Annotated in this window: 18 protein-coding genes; 13 read left to right on the top strand and 5 right to left on the bottom strand. The window is 74.1% G+C overall.

Going from position 1 to position 20,696, the window contains the following annotated elements; all coding sequences use genetic code 11:
- From ACFU5J_RS12705 to ACFU5J_RS12745, 9 genes are all read left to right on the top strand, one after another.
- On the top strand, positions 1 to 738 hold a 738-nt coding region (locus ACFU5J_RS12705), incomplete at its 5' end, for a 2-oxo acid dehydrogenase subunit E2 (protein ID WP_430578940.1).
- On the top strand, positions 735 to 2,357 hold the full coding sequence (locus ACFU5J_RS12710; protein WP_430578941.1) for a carboxyl transferase domain-containing protein: 1,623 nt from the start codon (positions 735 to 737) through the stop codon (positions 2,355 to 2,357). The genes ACFU5J_RS12705 and ACFU5J_RS12710, both read left to right, overlap by 4 nt.
- A gap of 5 nt (positions 2,358 to 2,362) precedes the next feature.
- Positions 2,363 to 4,564, top strand: a complete 2,202-nt coding sequence (locus tag ACFU5J_RS12715) for a biotin carboxylase N-terminal domain-containing protein (RefSeq protein WP_430578942.1) — start codon at positions 2,363 to 2,365, stop codon at positions 4,562 to 4,564.
- Positions 4,561 to 5,748, top strand: coding sequence for an acyl-CoA dehydrogenase family protein (locus ACFU5J_RS12720; protein ID WP_430578943.1), 1,188 nt, complete (start codon positions 4,561 to 4,563; stop codon positions 5,746 to 5,748). Before ACFU5J_RS12715 ends, ACFU5J_RS12720 begins: the two co-directional genes overlap by 4 nt.
- A 27-nt stretch (positions 5,749 to 5,775) precedes the next feature.
- A complete protein-coding gene (locus tag ACFU5J_RS12725) occupies positions 5,776 to 6,294 on the top strand; it encodes a MaoC family dehydratase (RefSeq protein ID WP_430574410.1) in 519 nt (172 codons plus the stop codon).
- Positions 6,291 to 7,259, top strand: a complete 969-nt coding sequence (locus ACFU5J_RS12730; protein WP_430574411.1) for an HpcH/HpaI aldolase/citrate lyase family protein — start codon at positions 6,291 to 6,293, stop codon at positions 7,257 to 7,259. The genes ACFU5J_RS12725 and ACFU5J_RS12730 overlap by 4 nt, the downstream gene beginning before the upstream one ends.
- Complete coding sequence (locus tag ACFU5J_RS12735; RefSeq protein WP_430578944.1) at positions 7,256 to 8,011, top strand: CoA transferase subunit A; 756 nt, start codon at positions 7,256 to 7,258, stop codon at positions 8,009 to 8,011. Before ACFU5J_RS12730 ends, ACFU5J_RS12735 begins: the two co-directional genes overlap by 4 nt.
- Positions 8,008 to 8,706 carry a 3-oxoacid CoA-transferase subunit B gene (locus ACFU5J_RS12740; RefSeq protein WP_430578945.1) on the top strand — a complete coding sequence of 233 codons (699 nt, stop codon included), beginning with the start codon at positions 8,008 to 8,010 and terminating at the stop codon, positions 8,704 to 8,706. Before ACFU5J_RS12735 ends, ACFU5J_RS12740 begins: the two co-directional genes overlap by 4 nt.
- Before the next feature lie 12 nt (positions 8,707 to 8,718).
- Positions 8,719 to 9,894, top strand: coding sequence for an acetyl-CoA C-acyltransferase (locus ACFU5J_RS12745; RefSeq protein ID WP_430578946.1), 1,176 nt, complete (start codon positions 8,719 to 8,721; stop codon positions 9,892 to 9,894).
- Between the two features lie 107 nt (positions 9,895 to 10,001).
- Here ACFU5J_RS12745 and ACFU5J_RS12750 read toward each other — a convergent pair whose 3' ends face one another.
- Positions 10,002 to 10,442 carry an anthrone oxygenase family protein gene (locus tag ACFU5J_RS12750; RefSeq protein ID WP_430578947.1) on the bottom strand — a complete coding sequence of 147 codons (441 nt, stop codon included), beginning with the start codon at positions 10,440 to 10,442 and terminating at the stop codon, positions 10,002 to 10,004.
- A gap of 80 nt (positions 10,443 to 10,522) precedes the next feature.
- Here ACFU5J_RS12750 and ACFU5J_RS12755 point away from each other — a divergent pair, with 80 nt between their 5' ends.
- On the top strand, positions 10,523 to 11,107 hold the full coding sequence (locus ACFU5J_RS12755; protein ID WP_430578948.1) for a TetR/AcrR family transcriptional regulator: 585 nt from the start codon (positions 10,523 to 10,525) through the stop codon (positions 11,105 to 11,107).
- Positions 11,108 to 11,185: 78 nt separating this feature from the next.
- Here ACFU5J_RS12755 and ACFU5J_RS12760 read toward each other — a convergent pair whose 3' ends face one another.
- Positions 11,186 to 17,155: a GH92 family glycosyl hydrolase gene (locus ACFU5J_RS12760; protein WP_430578949.1), complete on the bottom strand. Its 5,970-nt coding sequence runs from the start codon at positions 17,153 to 17,155 to the stop codon at positions 11,186 to 11,188.
- A 162-nt stretch (positions 17,156 to 17,317) separates the two neighbouring features.
- Between ACFU5J_RS12760 and ACFU5J_RS12765 the strand changes: the two genes are divergently transcribed.
- From ACFU5J_RS12765 to ACFU5J_RS12775, 3 genes are read left to right on the top strand one after another with little or no spacing between them, the layout of a single operon-like run.
- Positions 17,318 to 18,028, top strand: a complete 711-nt coding sequence (locus ACFU5J_RS12765) for a ThuA domain-containing protein (protein WP_430578950.1) — start codon at positions 17,318 to 17,320, stop codon at positions 18,026 to 18,028.
- Between the two features lie 3 nt (positions 18,029 to 18,031).
- A complete protein-coding gene (locus ACFU5J_RS12770) occupies positions 18,032 to 18,229 on the top strand; it encodes a hypothetical protein (RefSeq protein ID WP_430578951.1) in 198 nt (65 codons plus the stop codon).
- A gap of 31 nt (positions 18,230 to 18,260) precedes the next feature.
- Entirely contained in the window at positions 18,261 to 18,647 is a 387-nt protein-coding gene (locus ACFU5J_RS12775; protein ID WP_430578952.1) for a VOC family protein, read from the top strand.
- Positions 18,648 to 18,675: 28 nt separating this feature from the next.
- On the opposite strand, the gene ACFU5J_RS12780 is transcribed toward ACFU5J_RS12775, so the two are convergent.
- The 3 genes from ACFU5J_RS12780 to ACFU5J_RS12790 form a co-directional block, all read right to left on the bottom strand.
- Positions 18,676 to 19,347, bottom strand: a complete 672-nt coding sequence (locus ACFU5J_RS12780; RefSeq protein ID WP_430574421.1) for an AIM24 family protein — start codon at positions 19,345 to 19,347, stop codon at positions 18,676 to 18,678.
- Between the two features lie 62 nt (positions 19,348 to 19,409).
- The gene (locus ACFU5J_RS12785) at positions 19,410 to 20,111 is read right to left on the bottom strand and encodes a hypothetical protein (RefSeq protein WP_430578953.1); all 702 of its coding nucleotides are present in this window, start codon (positions 20,109 to 20,111) and stop codon (positions 19,410 to 19,412) included.
- Between the two features lie 52 nt (positions 20,112 to 20,163).
- On the bottom strand, positions 20,164 to 20,661 hold the full coding sequence (locus ACFU5J_RS12790; RefSeq protein ID WP_430574423.1) for a tRNA (cytidine(34)-2'-O)-methyltransferase: 498 nt from the start codon (positions 20,659 to 20,661) through the stop codon (positions 20,164 to 20,166).
- Positions 20,662 to 20,696: the final 35 nt, after the last annotated feature.

The raw sequence follows: 20,696 nt of genomic DNA on the forward strand, positions 1-20,696 counted from the left end.
ACGCCGGTACGCGGGGTGCGCAAGCGCACCGCCGCGGCGATGGTGGCGAGCGCGGCGGCCCCGCAGGCGTCGGTGTTCCTCACCGTGGACGCCACCGCGAGCATGGAGCTGCTGGCGCGGCTCAAGACGCACCCGATGGCCGGCGGGCAGCGCATCACCGTGCTGGCGCTGGTGGCGCGGGCCCTGTGCGCGCTGCTTCCCGCGCACCCGTCGCTCACGAGCCGCTGGGTGGACCTGCCGGACGGCGAGGCCGAGATCGTGCGGCCCGCGCACGTGAACCTCGGCATCGCCGTCGCCACGGACCGGGGCCTGGTGGTGCCGCACGTGCCGGCGGCGGACACCCTGTCGCTCACCGGGCTCGCCGCCGCGCTCACGGACCTCACGACCACGGCCCGCGCCGGCCGCACCACGCCGGAGCGGCTGACGAACGGCACGCTGACCATCACCAACGTCGGCGTCTTCGGCGTGGACGCGGGCACGCCGATCCTCAACCCGGGGGAGCCCGCCATCCTCGGCCTCGGCCAGGTGGTCCGCCGCCCGTGGGAGCACGACGGCGAGGTGGCGCTGCGCCAGGTGACGACGCTCAGCCTCACGTTCGACCACCGCGTGGTCGACGGCGAGCAGGGCGCCCGGTTCCTCGCCGAGCTCGGGGCGGTGCTCGCCGACCCGGCGCTCGCCCTCCTGCTCGGCGGCGACGCCCCGGCCGCCGACGGCCCGACCGAGGGGGAGGCCCCGTGACCGTCCTCGACTCCGCCGTCGACCCCCGCGCCGACGCGGCCCGCGCCAACGACGAGGCCCAGCGGGCGCTCGCGGACCGGCTCCGCGAGCGCACGGCCGCGGCCGCGCTCGGCGGCACGGAGCGGGCGCGCGACCAGCACACGTCGCGCGGCAAGCTGCTGCCGCGCGACCGCGTGGCCCGCCTGCTGGACGAGGGCAGCCCGTTCCTCGAGGTCGCGCCGCTCGCCGCCTACGGCCTGGACGACGGCGCCTGGCCGGGCGCGGGCGTCATCGCCGGCGTAGGGCTGGTGAGCGGGCGGCAGGTGATGGTGGTGTGCAACGACGCGACCGTCAAGGGCGGCACGTACCACCCGCTCACCGTGAAGAAGCACCTGCGGGCGCAGGAGATCGCGCTGGAGAACCGGCTGCCGTGCGTGTACCTCGTGGACTCGGGCGGCGCGTTCCTGCCGCGGCAGGACGAGGTGTTCCCCGACCGCGACCACTTCGGGCGGATCTTCTACCACCAGGCGAAGCTGTCGGCGGCACGCATCCCGCAGATCTCGGCGGTGCTCGGCTCCTGCACGGCGGGCGGTGCCTACGTGCCGGCCATGAGCGACGAGACCGTCATCGTGCGGGACCAGGGCACGATCTTCCTGGGCGGTCCGCCGCTGGTGAAGGCCGCGATCGGCGAGGACGTCTCGGCGGAGGAGCTGGGCGGCGGGGAGCTGCACGCGCGGCGGTCCGGCGTCGTCGACCACCTCGCCGAGGACGACGAGCACGCGCTCGACCTGGTCCGCGACATCGTCAGCACGCTGCCGCCGGACCCCGCGCCGGCGTGGGACGTCGCGCCGTCCCGGGAGCCGGTCGTCGACCCGCAGGGCCTGTACGCCGCCGTGCCGGTGGACGTGCAGCAGCCGTACGACCCGCGCGAGGTGATCGCCAGGATCGTCGACGGCAGCGAGCTGCACGAGTTCAAGCCGGAGTACGGCACCACGCTCGTCACGGGGTTCGCGCGCATCCACGGGCACCCGGTCGGGGTGCTGGCCAACGCGGGCGTGCTCTTCCGCGAGTCGGCGCTCAAGGGGGCGCACTTCGTCGAGCTGTGCGACCAGCGCGGCATCCCGCTGCTGTTCCTGCAGAACATCTCCGGGTTCATGGTGGGCCGCGACGCGGAGGCCGGCGGCATCGCGAAGGACGGCGCCAAGATGGTCACGGCCGTCGCGACCACGCGCGTGCCGAAGCTGACCGTCATCGTGGGCGGCTCGTTCGGCGCCGGGAACTACGCCATGTGCGGGCGGGCGTACTCGCCGCGCTTCCTGTGGTCGTGGCCCGGGTCGCGGATCTCCGTGATGGGCGGGGCGCAGGCGTCGTCGGTGCTCGCCACGGTGAAGCGCGACCAGCTCGCCCGCCGCGGCGAGGAGTGGGACCCGGCCGAGGAGGAGTCGTTCCGCGCGGAGATCCGTGACGGCTACGAGGTGGCCGGCGACCCGTACCACGCCACGTCGCGCCTGTGGGACGACGGCATCGTCGACCCGCCCGACACCCGCCGCGTGCTGGGCCTCGCGCTGGGCGTGTGCGCGCGCACGCCCCTGCCCGGCGCCGACGACTCCGAGCCCCGCTTCGGGCTCTTCCGGATGTGAGGGCGATGGACACCCGAGGTCTTTCCGGCACCGCGTTCACCACCGTCCTCGTGGCCAACCGCGGGGAGATCGCGTGCCGCGTGATCGGCACGCTGCGCCGCCTGGGGATCCGCTCCGTCGCCGTGTACTCGGACGCCGACTCCGGCGCCCGGCACGTGCGCGAGGCCGACGTCGCCGTGCGGCTCGGCCCCGCGCAGGCGGCCCGGAGCTACCTCGACGTCGAGGCCGTGGTCGCGGCCGCCGTCGCGACGGGCGCCGACGCGATCCACCCCGGCTACGGCTTCCTGTCCGAGAACCCGGCCCTGGCGCGGGCGTGCGAGCGCGCCGGGATCGTCTTCGTCGGGCCGCCCGTCGCCGCCGTGGAGACCATGGCGGACAAGGCGGCCGCGAAGCGGCTCGTCGCCGCGCACGACGTGCCCGTGCTGCCCGGGACCGTCGACGACGGCCTCGACGACGCGGCCCTGGTCGCCGCGGCCGACGACGTCGGGTTCCCGCTGCTGGTCAAGCCCGTCGCGGGCGGTGGCGGCAAGGGGATGGAGGTGGTGCGCACGGCGGACGAGCTGCCGGGCGCGCTGGCCTCGGCCCGGCGCGTGGCCGCGTCGTCGTTCGGCGACGACGGGCTGCTCCTGGAGCGGCTCGTGGGACGGCCGCGACACATCGAGGTGCAGGTGCTCGCCGACACCCACGGCTCCGTCGTGCACCTCGGCGAGCGCGAGTGCACGCTGCAGCGCCGCCACCAGAAGGTGGTGGAGGAGGCGCCGTCCCCCGTCGTGGACGAGGCGACCCGGGCGCGGCTCGGCGAGGCCGCCTGCGCGGTGGCGCGGTCGGTCGGCTACGTCGGCGCGGGCACCGTCGAGTTCCTGGCTCCCGGCGACGACCCGAGCACGTTCTGGTTCATCGAGATGAACACCCGCCTGCAGGTGGAGCACCCGGTCACGGAGCTGGTGACCGGCCTCGACCTGGTGGAGCTGCAGCTGCGCGTCGCGGCGGGCGAGCCCCTCGGCCTCGCGCAGGACGACGTCGCCCTGCGGGGGCACGCCGTCGAGGCCCGCCTGTACGCCGAGTCGCCGGCGCGCGGGTTCCTGCCCGCCGCGGGCCGCGTGCTGCGCTACGACGACGCCGGCGCGCCGGCCGGGCCCGGCGCCACGCCCCTGCGCCTGGACAGCGGGCTGCTGCCGGGCGCCGAGGTGACCGGCGACTACGACCCGATGCTGGCCAAGGCCGTCGCCTGGGCGCCCGACCGGGCCCGGGCGGTGGAGCGGCTCGACGGCCTGCTCGCCGACGTCGTCGTGCTGGGCGTCGAGACCAACGCCGGCTTCCTGCGCGACCTGCTCGCCGACGACGACGTGCGCGCAGGCCGCCTCGACACCGGCCTCATCGACCGCTTCGTGGCGGACCGCGGCGAGCCGGCGCTCGACGCGGACGCCGTCGCGGCGGGCCGGGCTCCCGACGCCTCGCTGGTCGCGGCGGCGCTGCTCGTGCTCGCCGGCCCGGAGCACGCGGCCGGTGCGTGGGCCTCGGACGGCTTCCGCCTCAACGGGCGCGCCGCGCCGCGCCGCGCGGTGCTCGTCGACGCGACGGGGGCCGAGCACGCCGTCGCCGTCGCCGGGACCGCGGACACCGCCGTCGTCACGACCGGCGACGGCGAGCCGGTCCGCGCGTCCTTGCGCCCGCTCGTCGACCCGCACGGCGACCCGCAGGCCGGCGGCCGCCACCTGCTCACCGTCGACGGCGTCACCCGGACCGTGGCGAGCGCGCTCGACGCCACGACCGCGACGGTGTGGGTGCACGTGGACGGGCGGACGTCGTCGTTCGCCGTGCCGGGGCGGGCGGCGCTGGCCTCGCGCCGGCGCGCCGAGCGCGCCCTCACCGGCGGTGGCGACGACGGCGCCGCGCGGTCCGCGGCGGTGCGGGTCGCGATGCCCGGCACCGTGTCCGCCGTGCCCGTCGCGGACGGCGACGTCGTGGCGGCGGGCCAGCCCGTCGTCGTCGTCGAGGCGATGAAGATGGAGCACCCGCTGCTCGCGCCCGTCGCCGGCGTCGTCCGCGTCGACGTGCGCACGGGCGACCAGGTGCGCCTCGACCAGGTCGTCGCCGTCGTCGACCCGCCCGCCGACACCCCTGTGCGCAACCCCGCAGACCCCGCTCCCGCCCCGGCAGACCCCGCCGTCGCGGCAGCACACTCCGACACCCGAGGAGCGTCATGATCAGCGAGACCCAGTCCACCGTGCTCACCGACGAGCAGCGGAAGCTCAGCGCCGTGGTGCGCGAGTTCGCGGACCAGGTGGTGGCCCCTGCGGCCTACCGGTACGACACCGAGCGGCGCCTGCCGGTCGAGATCATCGCCCAGATGGGCGAGCTCGGGCTGTTCGGCCTGCCGTTCCCCGTGGACGTGGGCGGGCAGGGCAAGGACTACGTGTCCCTGTGCCTCGCGGTGGAGGCGCTCGCCCGCGTGGACCAGTCGATCGCGGTGACGCTCGAGGCCGGCGTCGGGCTGGGGATCATGCCGATCTTCCGGCACGGCACGGAGGAGCAGAAGCAGCGCTGGCTGCCCGACCTCGTCTCCGGGCGGGCGCTCGCCGCCTTCGGGCTCACCGAGGCGGGCGCCGGCTCCGACGCCGGGGCCACCCGCACCACGGCCCGGCTCGACGAGGCCGCCGGCGAGTGGGTGATCGACGGCTCCAAGCAGTTCATCACCAACTCCGGCACGCCGATCACCAGCGTCGTCACCGTCACCGCGGTGACGGGCGAGCGGACCGGCGCCGACGGCGCCGTGCACAAGGAGCTGTCGTCGTTCCTCGTGCCCTCGGGCACGCCCGGCTTCGCCGTCGGCCCCAGCTACGACAAGGTCGGCTGGCACACCTCCGACACGCACCCGCTGACGCTCGACGGCGTGCGGGTCCCGGCCGGGAACCTGCTGGGCGAGCAGGGGCGCGGCTACGCGAACTTCCTGCGCGCGCTCGACGAGGGCCGCATCGCCTTCGCCGCGCTCGCGACGGGCGCGGCGCAGGGCTGCCTGGAGGAGGCTCTGCGCTACTCGCGCGAGCGCGAGGTCTTCGGCCACGCGATCGGCAGCAACCAGCACATCGCGTTCACGCTGGCGCGCATGCAGGCGCGGGTGCACTCGGCGCGGCTGTGCTGGCTGGACGCCGCGCTCAAGCAGGTGCACGGCAAGCCGTTCAAGGCCGAGGCGTCCGTGGCCAAGCTGGTGGGCGGCGAGGCGGCGATGGCCAACGCCCGCGACGCCACGCAGATCTTCGGCGGCTACGGCTTCCTCAACGAGAACCCGGTGGCGCGGCACTACCGGGACTCCAAGGTGCTCGAGGTGGGCGAGGGCACCACGGAGGTGCAGCTCATGGTCATCGCCCGCGACCTGGGGCTCGCGTCGTGAGCCCCACCGGGGAGGAAGGAGCACGTCATGCGTGACGAGGTGCAGCGGGGGCTGTACTACGACGAGCTGGAGCCCGACGTGCGGTACGTGCACCGGCCGGGCCGCACGATGACGGAGGCGGACGACGTGCTGTTCACGTCCGTCACGATGAACCCGCAGGGGCTGCACCTGGACGCGGCGTGGGCGGCGACGCAGCCGTTCGGCCGCCCCCTGGTGAACTCGATGCTCACGCTGGCCACGCTGGTGGGGCTGTCGGTGGCGCACCTGACGCGGGGCACGCTGGTGGCGAACCTCGGCTTCACGGAGGTGGCGTTCCCGCACCCGATGTTCCACGGCGACACCCTGTACGGGGAGACGACGGTGGCCGACCGGCGGCCGTCGCGCTCGCGCCCGGGGCAGGGGATCGTCACCGTGGAGCACGTGGGCCGCAACCAGGACGGCGACGTCGTGGCGCGGGCGGTGCGCACGATGCTGATGTGGACCCGCGAGGGGCACGAGGAGCACGAGCACCGGCTGGCGGCCGAGCACGGCGGGGGAGTGCTGTGAACCCCGCCCCGTTCACCCTCGGCCCGGCGCTGCTGTTCTGCCCCGCGGACCGGCCCGACCGGTTCGCGAAGGCCCTGGACCGCGCGGACGCGGCGATCCTCGACCTGGAGGACGCCGTCGCGCCCGGCCGCAAGGAGGCCGCCCGCGCCGCGCTCGTGGAGACCCCGCTCGACCCGGACCGGGTGGTCGTGCGGGTCAACGCGGTCGGCACCCCGGACCACGACGCGGACCTGGCGGCCCTGGCGCGCACCCCGTACCGCACGGTGATGCTGCCGAAGGCGGACGGGCGCTTCGTCGGCCCGTTGCTGGCGCCGGACGGGCGCCCCTACGCCGTCGTCGCCCTGTGCGAGACGGCCGCGGGGGTGCTCGCGGCGCCGGCGCTGGCCGCGCGGCCGGACGTCGTCGCGCTCGCCTGGGGCGCCGAGGACCTGGTGGCCTCCCTGCACGGCACGTCCAGCCGGGGCGCCGACGGCGGGTACCGCGACGTCGCCCGGCACGCCCGGTCCGCGGTGCTGCTGGCCGCGGGCGCCGCGGGCAAGGCGGCGGTCGACGCCGTGCACCTGGAGCTCGACGACCTCGCCGGGCTGCGCGCCGAGGCCCTCGACGCCGCGGCCAGCGGGTTCGTGGCGTCGCTGTGCGTGCACCCGAGCCACGTGGCGGTCGTGCGGGCCGCGTTCGCGCCGTCGGAGGCCGAGGTGGAGCGGGCGCGCGAGGTGCTCGCCGCGGCGTCGGGGCGGGCCGAGGCGCTCACCGCGCTGGCCGGTGCCGACGGACGGGACGGCACCGCCGACGCGGGCGTGCTCACGGTCGGCGGACAGATGGTCGACGCGCCGCTCCTGCGGCACGCTGAGGCGGTGCTGCGGCGCGCCGCGCAGGCGGAGCCGGGCACCGAGGACGACGGGCCGCGCGCTCCCGACGGGGCCGCCGGCGGACGTACGGTCGAGGAGAACGGGGGAGCACGATGACGAGGACCACCACCCGGCGGCAGCCCAGCGCCGTGGCCGCGCTGGAGGGGCTGCTGCACGACGGCATGACGATCGCCGTCGGAGGGTTCGGCCTGAGCGGCAACCCGAACGACCTCATCGAGGCGGTGCGCGACTCGGGCGTGCGGGACCTGACGATCGTGTCCAACAACATGGGCGTGGACGGCAAGGGCCTGGGCATCCTGCTGGAGAACGACCAGGTGCGGCGCGTGCTCGCGTCGTACGTGGGGGAGAACAAGCTGTTCGCGCAGCAGTACCTGGACGGCGCGCTCGAGGTCGAGTTCGTGCCGCAGGGCACCCTCGCGGAGCGGCTGCGCGCGGGCGGCGCCGGCATCCCCGCCTTCTACACCCCGACGGGCGTCGGGACGCCGGTGGCGGAGGGCAAGCCGGTCGACGAGATCGACGGCCGCCGCTATGTGCTGGAGCGCGCCATCGTGGCGGACCTGTCCCTCGTGCACGCGCGCCGCGCCGACCTGTTCGGCAACCTCGTCTACCGGTACACGGCGCGCAACTTCAACCCGGTGATCGCGACGGCCGGTCGGGTGACGGTGGTCGAGGCGGAGGAGATCACCGACGAGCCGATCGACCCGGACGTCGTCGTGACGCCGGGCATCTACACGCACCGGCTCGTGCTCGCGCGCGAGCGGGTCAAGGACATCGAGCAGCGGACGGTGCGCCCCGCCACGAACCACAGCCCGGCGGGCACGGCGACGACGGCGGGAGGTGCGGCATGACCTGGACGCGCGACGAGATGGCCGCGGTGGCCGCCGCCGAGCTGCACGACGGCGACTACGTCAACCTCGGCATCGGCATCCCGACGCTGGTGGCGAACCACCTGCCGGCCGGGGTGGGGATCACCCTGCAGAGCGAGAACGGCCTGCTCGGCATCGGCCCGTTCCCGCTCGAGGGCGAGGAGGACGCCGACCTCATCAACGCCGGCAAGCAGACGGTCACGGCGGTGCCGGGGGCCAGCTACTTCGACGCGGCGGCGTCGTTCGCGATGATCCGCGGCGGCCACGTCGACATCGCGATCCTCGGCGCGCTGCAGGTGTCCGCCACGGGCGACCTGGCGAGCTGGACCGTGCCCGGCAAGCTCGTCAAGGGCATGGGCGGGGCGATGGACCTCGTGGTCGGCGCGCGGCGCATCGTCGCGCTGATGGAGCACGTCGCCCGCGACGGCTCGCCCAAGCTGCGCAGCCGCTGCACCCTGCCGCTGACGGGGGAGGGCGTGGTCGACCGGATCGTCACCGACCGCGCCGTGCTGGACGTGACCGACCACGGGCTGGAAGCCGCGTTCGTGCTGCGCCGGCTCGCGCCCGGGGTGAGCGTCGACGACGTTCGCGAGGCCACCGAGGCGGAGGTCCTCGTGGAGCTGGAGGACGAGAAGGATGTCGGGACGGGTCATGGCGTGCCAACGCCGATCGACTGAGGAGGAACTGTCATGACCGTGATCGTGGGGTACCGGCGGACGGCGTTCGTGCGCTCCAACGGGGCGTTCGCCACCGTGCCGGCGACGGCGCTGGGCGCGCACGCGCTGGCGGGGGCGCTCGCGGCGGCGGGCATCGCGCCCACCGAGGTGGAGATCGTCGTGGGCGGGCAGGTGCTGCAGGGCGGCGCGGGGCAGAACCCCGCCCGGCAGGCGGGCGTCGGCGCGGGGGTGCCGATGACGGTGCCGGCGATCACGCTCAACGCCGTCTGTCTGTCCGGGGCGGAGGCGGTGACGCAGGCGCACCGGCTCATCGCGGGCGGGGAGGCGCAGGTGGTGGCCGTCGTCGGGATGGAGTCGATGACGCTCGCGCCGCACGCGTGGGTGGGTTCGCGGGCCGGGAAGAAGTTCGGCCCGGTGGAGCTGGTCGACACGATGGCGCACGACGGGCTGACCGACGCCTTCGAGCGGGACTCGATGGGGCTCAGCACGGAGCGGCACGGCGAGCGGATGGCCGCCGCGGCGTGGAACACCCGCGCCGCGCAGGACGACCTGGCCCTCGCGTCGCACGCGCGGGCCGCGAAGGCGGCGGACCTGCTGGCCGAGGAGATCGTGCCGTTCGAGGTGCCGGGGCGCCGCGGCGCGGTGGTGGTCGACACCGACGACGGCGTGCGGCCCGACTCCACGATCGAGGGGCTGGCGCGGCTGCGGCCCGCGTTCCGCGAGGACGGCACGATCACCGCGGGCAACGCGTCGCAGATCTCCGACGGCGCGGCCGCCCTGGTGCTCATGGCGGACGACGCCGCCGCGGCCCGCGGCCTCACCGGGGTGCGGGTGCGGTCGCACGCGCTGGTCGCGGGGCCCGACGTCGGGCTGCACGCCCAGCCCGCGAACGCGATCGGTGCCGCCTGCGAGCGGGCCGGCGTGTCCCCGCGCGACCTCGCCGCGGTCGAGATCAACGAGGCGTTCGCCGCCGTCGTGCTCGCGTCCGTGGACATGCTCGGCCTCGACCCGGAGCTGGTGAACGCGCACGGCGGCGCCATCGCGCTGGGTCACCCGATCGGCGCGTCCGGCGCCCGCGTCGTGGGGCACCTGGCGCGGCGGCTGGAGCTGCTCGGCCCCGGGTCCGTCGGCGTGGCCGCGCTCTGCGGCGGTGGGGGGCAGGGGTCGGCGGTGCTGCTGGAGGCCTGACCGCCCGGACCGGACCATGAATCGAGCGTGCTGACGTGATCCTCGAACGACCCGTTCGAGGATCACGTCAGCACGCTCGATGCCGTCCCCGCCGGAGCCGTGGCGGCTCAGCGGACGGCGGCCACGGTCACGAGGACGAACGCGGCGACGATGACGGCGACGCGCACGAGGTGGAGGCGGTTCCACCGGTCCTTCTGCTCGCGCCAGTCCGCGGGGAGCGTGTCGGGCGTCCACTCCTTCGACCGGTCGTTGATGGGGACCAGCAGCGCGACGGACATCACGACGCTGACGAGCATCAGTGCCACGGAGGTCCAGGCGAGGGCCGCGGCCTCGGGGGTGACCAGCGCGGTGCCGGCGATGAGGAGCGTCGCGCCGATGTACCAGAACGGCATGAGGCGCCCGAGCATCCGGCCGCCGTGCGCGCGGGCGAGGACCGCGGCGTCGTCGGGCAGGCCGTCGAAGATCGGGTTCATGACGAACATGACGGACGCCTCCACGCCGACCAGCAGCCCGGTGACGACGACGGCGACGATGGGCAACCACTCCATGACGACCTCTTCCTGGACCGTAGGATCTAGCAGTGCTAGGAAACGTATCAGCGATTCGCTAGCAGTGCTAGGGTCGGTTCATGACGACCCCCGCAGCAGCCCGCCGAGCCCGCCAGGTCGAGGAGCGCCGGGAGCTGATCGTCGCCGCGGCCCGCGCCCTCGCCGAGGAGCAGGGGTGGGAGGCCGTGACCACCCGGCGGCTCGCGGACGCGATCGAGCACAGCCAGCCCGTGCTCTACGGGCACTTCCCCCAGGGGCGCACCGAGATCGTCACCGCCGTCGCGCTGGCGGGGTTCGAGGAGCTGGCGGCCGCGCTCGCGCCGTCCGCCGCCGCACAGGGGAAGGACGCCGACCGCGTGCGCGCGCTCGTGGTGGCCTACCTCGACTTCGCCGCGCGCCACCCGGCCACCTACGACGCGATGTTCCTGCTCCCCGTCGTCGTCCCGTTCGCGGCGGACGACACCCCGGCGGTCATGAAGGAGGGCTTCGCGGCGATCGCCGGCACTCTCGCGGGGCTGCGGCATCCGCCCGCCGACCCCGCGACGGCGGCCGAGGTGCTCTGGAGCGCCGTGCACGGGCTCGCCTCGCTGCACCGGGCGGGCCGGCTCTCCGCCGACGCCGACGACCGGCGCGTCGACGCCCTGGTGCGGGCCTTCGCCCCCTGAGGGCCCGCGGGCGCCCCGGACGCGCCGAGGGCCGCCGTCCGGTCGGACGACGGCCCTCGGTGGTGGTGACGGGCGGGGTCAGCCGTCCGTCGCCGGGATGTTCGCCAGCAGGGCGCTCAGCGCGCTGGCCTGGGTGCGCCAGTCGTACACGTTGGCCTTCTCCGACCCGCTGCCGCCGGCCCAGCGCAGGCCGAGCCGGTCGTCACCGTTGCGGTCGTGGGCCCAGACGGACCCCGCCTGCCGGTCGACGAACTCCTGGTACGGGTGGCCGTCGAGGGCGTCGTTGAGGTCGCCCACGTACCGCAGGAAGATGCCCTTGAACTGCTTGGCGTTGTCGTCGCAGGTGCCCGCCGGGTCGCACTCCTCGGTGAGGATCCCGTCGGTGACCAGCTCCGGGTCGGTGGTGCCGGCGTCCGCGAGCTGGCGCACGGTCGCGAGGACCGACGCGTCGCCGGTGGCCCGGTACAGCTCGAGGCCGCCGCCCAGGAACACGCCCTGGTTGTAGGTCCACACGGTGCCGCCGTTGTTCTCGCAGTCACCGTTCAGACCGTCGTTCACCAGCCCGTCGGCGTTGATCATGCCGCTGGAGGTGATCCAGTCCCAGCCGGCCTGGGACCGCCCGAGCCACGTCGTGTCGCCCTCGATGCGGTTGTGGAGCTCGGCGCTCAGCCGCACCCACAGCCCGTTGGTGACGGCGTTCTTGTACGTGCGCTCGTGGTCCCACCACACGCCGCCGCCGCAGGTGCTGGTGTCCCAGTAGCCGTTGACGAACTCGCCGATGGTCTCCGCCATGTCGAGGTACTTCTTGTCGCCGGTGAGGTCGTACGCCTGGACCCAGGCGAGGCCCCACCACTCGGAGTCGTCGATCGCGCGGCTGGTGAAGTTGCCCCACAGCTCGTCGCCGGAGAGCTCGCCCGCGGGGAACTTCCCCTTGTTGCGCTCGAACGTGCGGTCCACCTGCGGCAGGTAGCTCAGGTCGCCGGTGCGCTGCATGTACTCGATGACGGTCTCCGTCGCGACGGCGGAGTTCCACCAGCTCGACGGCCACCAGGCCTTGCCGGTGTCGTAGTCGCCCATGAGCACCTCGGCCGCGCGGGTGGCCCGCACGGTCGACGGCGGGGAGGCGATCAGCTCGTCCAGGAGCGGCAGCAGGGCCGCCTTCGCGAGCTTGCTCGCCTTGTTCTCCTTCGCGTCGGCCACGGTCGAGCGGAGCTCGGCCAGGGCCTTCGCTAGCGGGGCGGCGTGGTTGCCGTCCGCGGCGTCCTGCGCGTCCTCGACCAGGCCGAGAAGGGTGCGCGAGAGGCCCTTGTTGACGTCGCCGCTGCGGGTCAGGTCGCCGATCTGGGCCCGGACGAGGTCGAGGCCCTCGCCGTGCCCGACCCACTGCGACACGACCAGCTCGAGGTCCTCGCGGACGCGGTCGGGCAGGCGGCTCTCCGGCGTCGTGTCCATGACGGCCTTGAGCGCGCGCACCTGGGCACGGACGCCGTCGGCGTCACCCTTGCCCTCGGCCGCCCGGGCGGCGTCGAGGACGTCGCCCAGCTCCCGCGCCGTGCGGGCGGGGATCTCGCGGTCGTGCCGGGCGTCGTCGACGACGGCGGCGATCTCCGCGACGCGCGGCTGGTGGGCCAGGAGCTCCAGCTCGGACAGGGCCGTGGCCTTGTCCTGGGAGGAGGTCACGACGATCCGGTAGTGCCCGTAGATCCCCGGGTCGGCCACCGAGAACGCCCGCGTCTGCTGACGCTCGGCGAACTTCTGCCCGCGCCGGGTGTCCAGGGTGACCCACTTCCTGCCGTCGGCCGAGCCCTGCAGGGTCCAGGCCTTCGGGTCCGCGCCCTTCTCGGCCGCCGACGTCAGCGTGTACATGGTCACGCGGGCCGTGCGGCCCTTGAGCTCGTAGGCCACGGAGGGCTTGGCCGAGGTGAACGTCGTCGACGTGGCCGACGTGTCGTCGAACAGCGTGCCGGCCTTCGCGACGGAGTCGTCCGTGGTCGCCGTCCCCTTCTTCGGGCCGGTGACGTCGGCGAGCGGGTCGGGCACGTCGTCGCCCTGCGTGATCGAGGGGAGCGCGTCGTCCTCGCCGGTGCCCCACGCGGACGGCGTCGGGCCCATGTCGAACACGATCGTCCCGCCCGCGGTCAGCTGCTCGTGCGTGAAGGACGTCGACGTCTGGGGCTTGCCGTTCACGGTGACGCCCTGGATGTAGATGTTCTTCGCGCTGTTCTTCGGCGCGCTGAGCACGAGGTCCTTGCCGCCGGCGAGGTGGATCGTCGCCTTCGTGAACAGCGGGGAGCCGATCGCGTAGGTGGGGCTGCCCACCTGCAGCGGGTAGAAGCCGAGCGCGTTGAAGACCTGCCAGCCGGACATCTCGCCGTTGTCCTCGTCGCCGGGGTAGCCCTGGCCGATCTCGCTGCCCACGAAGCCGCGGGCGAGCGCCTCGCGGACGATCTCCTGCGTCTTGGAGGGCTGGCCGACGGCGTCGTACAGGTACGGGATGTGGTGCGAGACCTGGTTGCTCAGGCCCCACTGACCGATCCGGACGGCCTTGGCCTCGCGCATCTCGTGGATGACGCCGCCGTACGCGCCGGGGTACTGCGCCGTCTCCGGGGTGCTGAAGAACTCGTCGAGCTTGTCGGCGAGCTTGTCCCGGCCGCCGTACAGGTTCGCCAGGCCCTGCGGGTCCTGGACCGCGTGGAACGCGAAGTTCCAGCCGTCGGTCTCCGTGTACGGGCTGCCCCACGCGCGCGGGTCGAAGTCGGCGGCGGACTGCGACCAGCCGCCGTCGGCGTCCTTCGCCCGGAAGAACCCGGTCTCGGGGTCGAACAGGCGCACGTAGTTCTGCGACCGGTTCAGGTAGTACTCGTAGTTGTCCGCGTACTCCTGGTGGCGCGGGTCGGAGGCGTCGGTGGAGTCCAGCAGCTTCTTCGACATCGTCGCGATGCCGTAGTCGTTGAGGTAGTCCTCCAGCGACCACGACGCGCTCTCGTGCGTCGAGGCGGGCGTGTAGCCGAGGAACGTCGCCTGCTCCTGGCCCTTGCGGCCCACGTGCTCGTTCGGCGGCGCCACGGACGCGTTCTTCAGTGCCGCGTCGTACGCCCGCTGCACGTCGATGTCCTCGACGCCCTTGCCCAGCACGTCGGAGAACGCGACGTCGGAGCTGGTGCCGGTCATGGAGTTCGCGTAGCCCGGGGCGGACCAGCGCGAGACCCAGCCCCCGTCGTCGTACTGCTGGGTCATCCCGTCGACCATCTCGGCGGCGTCCCCCGGGTACAGCAGGGAGTACGCGGGCCAGGTGGTGCGGTAGGTGTCCCAGAAGCCGTTGTTGACGAAGACCTTCCCGTCGACGATCTTCGCCCCGGTCCTCGTGGCCGTGGTGCCCGCGGGCGCGGGGTCGAGGCTCGTGCCCGACTGGTCCACGTGCTTCCACTCGGGCGCGGCCGCCGTGCCGACGTTCTCGTGCCCGGAGTTCGGGTACAGGTTGAGGCGGTAGAGGTTCGAGTAGAGCGTGGTGAGCTGGTCGGCCGAGGCGCCCTCCACGTCGATCACGCCGAGCTTGGCGTCCCACAGGTCCTGCGCGCGGTCGCGCACCTGCTCGAACGTGTCGTCGCCGGCGATCTCGAGGTCGAGGTTGTGCTTGGCCTGCTCGACGCCGATGAGCGACGTCGCGATCCGCATCTCGACGGTCCTGGTCGTCGAGGTGTCGAACGTCAGGTAGCCCGCCACCTTGTCGCGGTCCCCGACGGTGAGCTTGTCGCCCGCCGTGGCGGGCCGGTCGAACGTCGCGTAGACGTACATCCGCTTGTAGCCGTTGCTCTGGCTGCCGCCCGCGACGTCGGTGTAGCCGGACAGGGTGCCGGTCCTCGGGTCGAGGGTCAGCCCGCCGTCGTTGCGCACGTTGTCGAACAGGACGTTCGACTCGTCGCCGGTGAACGTGAACCGGAACATCGCCGCGTGGTCGGTGGGGGCGATCTCGGTCTTCATGCCGTCGTCGAACGTGACGCCGTAGTAGTACGGGCGCGCGGTCTCGTTGTCGTGGCTGAAGGTCTTGGCCCGCACGGAGCGGGTCGCGTCGGGCGTGCCGGTCGCGGTGGACGGCATCACCTGGAACATCTGGCGGTCGGCGATCCACGGGCTCGGCTCGTGGCTGAGGTTGAAGGACTCGATCTGCGGCCGGTTCTGGCCGTCGTTGTCCTTCTGGTAGGCGTACAGCCAGTTGGTGGACCCGGAGTCGGTCGACGGCGTCCAGAAGTTGAAGCCGTGCGGCACCGCCGTGGCGGGGATGTTGTTGCCGCGGGAGAAGTCGCCGGTGGAGTTGGTGCCGCGCGTCGTCAGCACGTGGTCCGACGGGTGGTCGGAGGTGTGCTGCGCCGGCGCGTCGGCGATGGAGATGTCGTCGACCCAGCCGCTGAAGTCGGCCGGCCCGGCCGCGTTGTCGTAGCCGACGAGGACGCGGTCGATCGTCTTGCCGGCCGCGACGTCGCCGAGGTCGCTCTGCACGGCGTTCCACTGGTTGACGTACAGCGCCTTGGCGTCGCCCTGGCCCTGCGGGTCGAGGGCGAAGCCGTGGCCGTCGGTGGCGGCGAGGTCGCTGAGGTAGGTCCCGTCGGTGAACGCGAGGTCGACGGCGACGTGCGTGCTGGCGTAGGACTGGTCCTTCTCCGACGCCTCGGGGAACAGCTTGTACGACAGCTGCGTGTCGTCGCCCACGGGGACGTCGACGTCGAGCACGCGGTTGTACGCGTACCCGCGGCCGTCGGCGGTCTGGCTGCCCGCGTAGCGCAGGGCGTGCGTGCCGGTCCAGCCGGCCTGCGTCTTCGCGGCGTAGGCGCTGGCGGGGCCGGTGCCGAGCGTCGTCGCCATCGGGGTGGCCGGTGCGGCCTCGGTGGAGACGAGCCACTCGGCGAGCTGGGTGCCGTCGCTGCCGGAGTTCTCGGTGACCTTGAGGCGGTAGTAGCGGAACGACCTCGGCTCCGCGACCGTGTACTGGCGGGTCTCGAGGCGCTCGGCGAAGCCCTGGTTGGTCCGGGTGTCGAGGGTGGTCCAGGCGTCGCCGTCGTTCGACCCCTCGAGCTTCCAGGACCGCGGGTCGCGGTCGGGGGCGTCGCCCGCGGACGCGAGCGCGTAGGTCGCGACGGGGGCGGCCTTCTCGAGCTCGTAGGTCACCGAGGGCGTCCGGGAGCCGACCAGCCACTTGCTGCTCACGTCGCCGTCGGCCAGGTTGGCCGCGACCTCGTTCGGAGCGTTCTCGCCGCTGGCGGTCACCTTCGCGACGGTGTCCGTGACGTCGCCCGGGAAGTCGATCGTGCCGGGCTTCAGACGCTGGACCGACGCGTCGGCGACGACGACGTCGAGCGCGCCGCTGTTGTGGGTCCGGACCTGGAACTGCGGCCGGCCGCCGCCGCTGGCGGGGCGGGCGATGTCGACGGTCACGGTCTTCGGCTCGGCCGTGAGCGTGACCTCCTCGCCGCCGACGTCGCGGTTGCCGTCGTAGACGTTGAGGAACACGGTGCCGCTGCCGCTGAGGGTCACCGACGCGCGGAGCGGGACGCCGCGCTCGAGGTCGGGCAGCGGCACCTGGACCCAGGTCTCGCCGGCGGACTGCATGGCCCAGTGCATCGCGGAGTCGTCCGCCGCGGCGGTCGGCTCGAGCGTGCCGGGCACGTTGCCGACGCCGTTCTGGAACGGGCCCTCCCAGGCGAGGGCGTCGGTCGCGTCGGCGAGCAGGTTGTCGCCGACCGGGGTGCTGGGGCTGCGCTCCAGCACGGTGGTGCCGACGACGCCCGACGAGCGGGGGCCGTCGGGGCCCTGCTCGGCTTCGCTGTCCCAGGTGGGCTGCGGGTCGTCGGGCTCGAACGACGTGAAGAACGACCCGCCGTCGGCGCTCGGGGCGGCGGGGGCGGCCGTCGCGACGCCCGCGACGCCGACGCCGGTGGCGCCGAGCGCGAGCGCGAGGACGGGCGAGACGGTGAGCTGCAGGCAGCGGGCGCGCCCCGCGGCACGTGGCCGCGGCGGCGCGGTCGGGGGTGGGGTGGTCGGGCGTGAAGGCATCAGTGACCTCGTGGCTCGGGGCGGCAGGGATCGCCACCGACTGACAGCGTTGTCTTTCGGAGCACACCAGACCACAACTCCGGCATTTACTCAATATGAAAGACGAAACTCGTCTGCGTGGTGGGTGGCGCCCGCGCGGCGACTGCGCCACGCTCGGGGCCCGTGACCTCCCCATCGATCGCCCGCATCCTGATCCTGGCCGGCCGCGGCCGCCACGAGGACCCCTGGCACGACCACGCCGCCACGTCGCACCGGCTCGCGCTGGTGCTCTCCGGGCTGGAGGTCGGCGCCGGCGCCCCGGACGTCGTCGTGCGGAGCACGTCCCCCGAGGCGCTCGACGACCTCGACGACGTCGACCTGCTCGTCGTCAACGCGGGCACCTCCTGGCCGGGTTTCCGGGAGGCCGGCATCGGACCCGACGACGCGGCGTGGGCGCCGTTCCACGCTCGCCTCGACGCGTGGGCGCGCTCCGGCGGCCGGATCCTCGCCGTGCACCAGGCGGCCAACGCGTTCGGCGACCACCCCGCCTGGGAGGAGGTGCTCGGCGGCCGGTGGGTGCCGGGGACCTCGATGCACCCGCCGCTCGGGCCCACCACCGTGCCGCTCGCGGTCGGTGCCCACCCGATCACGGAGGGCCTGGGGTCCGTCGACGTCGTCGACGAGCGCTACTGCCGCCTGCGGGTGGCGCCGACGTCGCAGGTGCTGGGCTGGGTGACGGACGACGAGGGCGAGCGGCACCCCGCCCTGTGGGTCGCCGACGGGCACGGCGGGCGCACCGTCTACTCCGGCCTCGGCCACGACGGGCGCTCCTACGACTCGCCGTCGCACGCCGAGCTCCTGCGCCGCGCGGCGACCTGGCTGCTGGAGGGCTGACGCGTGCGCGTCCTCGGCGTGGGGGTGCTCTTCATCGTGGCGGTCGTCGCGACCACCTATGCGGTCGAGGCGCTGGCCCCCGACCTTCCGCCCTGGGGCAGGTCACTCGTGATGGCGCCGGTCTTCGTCGTCGGCGGCCTGTCCGTCCGGGCCGCCGCGGTGCGGCGGCGCGCGGAGAAGTCTCGGCGTGAAGTATCTTGACGTCGAGAGACTTCGACGACGAGGAGACGACATGCGACTGCACCACGTCCAGGTGGCCTGTCCCCGCGGCGGCGAGGCCGCCGCGCGCGCGTTCTACGGCGGCGGGCTCGGGCTGACCGAGGTGGCGAAGCCGCCGGAGCTGGCGGGCCGCGGCGGCTGCTGGTTCCGCGGCTACGACGACGCGGGGGTGGTCGTGGCCGAGATCCACGTCGGCGTGGAGGACCCGTTCGCGCCGGCGCGCAAGGCCCACCCGGCCCTGGTCGTCGACGACGCCGCCACCCTCGACGCCACCGCCGACCGGCTCGAGGGTGCCGGCTTCGACGTCGACCGCACCGAGCGTGAGTCGTTCACCGGCTACCTCCGGTTCCACACCCGCGACGGCGCCGGCAACCGGGTCGAGGTGCTCGCCCCCGCCTGACGGCGTCGCCGCGAGACGGCGCCCCGGCCTACTGCTGGTTCGGCAGCGGGTGGCCCTCGGAGGCCTGCACCACGACGATCCCCTCCCCGGTGAGCCCCAGCTGGTACGCCTCGCCGGAGCCGCGGCCGATGGCGGCGCCGAGCTTCGCGGTCTTGCGCACGGTGCTGCGGAGCGACGTCGACCAGAGCACCACGCTCTGCATGTCGACGTACGTCGGCTCGTCCACCTGCAGCACCACGGGGGTGCCGTAGGCGGTGACGGCGAGGGCGCCGGAGCCCGTGAACGTGGTGTTGAACAGCCCGCCGCTGAGCATGGACGCGCCTTGGACGCGGTTGATGTCCCAGGTGAGGGTGCTCTCGAAGGCGAGGATGTTGCTGCCGGAGACGGTGACGCTCTCGTTCTCCAGGTACAGGACGAACACCTCGTCCGCGTCCTGCGCGAGGAAGACGTCGCCGCTGCCCGAGACCTTCATGAGGGACATGCCCTCCCCGGTGAAGGCCTTCTTGAACAGCTTGGTGACGCCGCCGGCGCCCTCGTAGGCGAAGTCGACGTCGCCCTGGTAGGCGACCATCGCGCCCTGCTTGGCGAAGAAGAAACCGCCGGAGCCGGCGAGGTCCACCTTGAGCATCCGCGGGTTGACGAGCTGGAAGCTGCCGGGCTCGCCCTGCGGCTCGGTGTGGTTCATGAGGCTGCTGCGCATGGTCTCCATCCTTCCGTCCGGCCGGCCCGCGGGCATCCGCCGGAGGGAGGAGGGCGGGTCGGTCAGGTGGAGGCTTCGAGCCGCCGCCGCAGGTCCGACACCTCGCGCTCCAGGCGTTCGGCCGACCGGTACTGCACGAGCCCTCCGTGGGCGACCGTGCGTGCGGAGTCCTCGTCGCAGCCCAGCGTGACGGCCACGCGCGTGACGGCGTCGTCGTCCGACGCGGCCGCGAGCACCTCGTCGACCAACCGGGGGAGCACGGACCGCGCGGCCAGCAACGCCGTCGTGCGGTCCAGGCGCCGGCGCAGCGCCGTGGCCTCCTCCTGCGGGGAGGACGTCTCCGGGCGGCGGCCGGCGATGTCGTCGGCGGTCAGGTCGAGGGTCAGGGGTGTCTCCGTCCCGAGGCCGATCCCGGGGAGCACGGCGTCGACGAGGGTCTGGCCCGGCCGCGCCCGGGCCCACTCGGAGCCGCCGACCCTCACCGGCAGACGCGCGTACTCGCCCGAGTCGAGCGGGACGGCGAACAGCTCGCTGCCGGAGTAGGCGAAGCCGAAGCCGCCACGTTCCTTCCCGGCGGACCGCAGCACGCCCACCGCAAGGAGGTGCTCCCCCTCCCGCGGCGCCCAGGGCGCGGTCCCCACGTTGACGAGGTCGACCGCGAGGTGGTCGAGGTCGGGGGCGGCGAGCGTCGGGCCCGCCCAGCGCAGGACCAGCCCGCGGGCGCGCTCCGGGTCGACGGGCAGGGCACGGTTCGGAGGGGCCATGCGCCGAGCATCCCAGGACCGCGGGAGCGCGCAAGAGGGCGGGCGAGCGGTGTCAGGACGCCCCGGGGAACCCGGCCTGGCGCCACGCCTCGTAGACGACGATCGACGCGGCGTTGGTGAGGTTCAGCGACCGCCGGCCGGGGAGCATGGGGATCTTCACGCGGTCGGTGACGCGCGGGTGGTCCAGGGCCGCGTCGGGCAGGCCGGTGGGCTCGGGGCCGAACAGCAGCACGTCCCCGGGCCGGTACGCGACGTCGGTGTACGTGGTGGTCGCGTGCGCGGTGAACGCGAAGACGCGGGCGTCGGGCAGGGCGTCGAGAGCGGCGTCGAACGACGGGTGCACGTCCGTGACGGCGAGGTCGTGGTAGTCGAGGCCGGCGCGCTTGAGCTTGGCCTCCGACAGGTCGAAGCCCAGCGGCTCCACGAGGTGCAGGCGCGCCCCGGTGACGGCCGCGAGCCGGATGGCCGAGCCCGTGTTCCCGGGGATCCGCGGCTCGTAGTAGACGACGTGGGCGAACGGGGACGGCGGGGCGGCGGGCTGGTCGGGCACGGCCCGATTCTCCCACCCGGAGGCGTGCGGGTCAG

Origin of the sequence: Isoptericola sp. NPDC057559 (assembly GCF_042801555.1) — a bacterium.
Taxonomy (GTDB): domain Bacteria; phylum Actinomycetota; class Actinomycetes; order Actinomycetales; family Cellulomonadaceae; genus Isoptericola.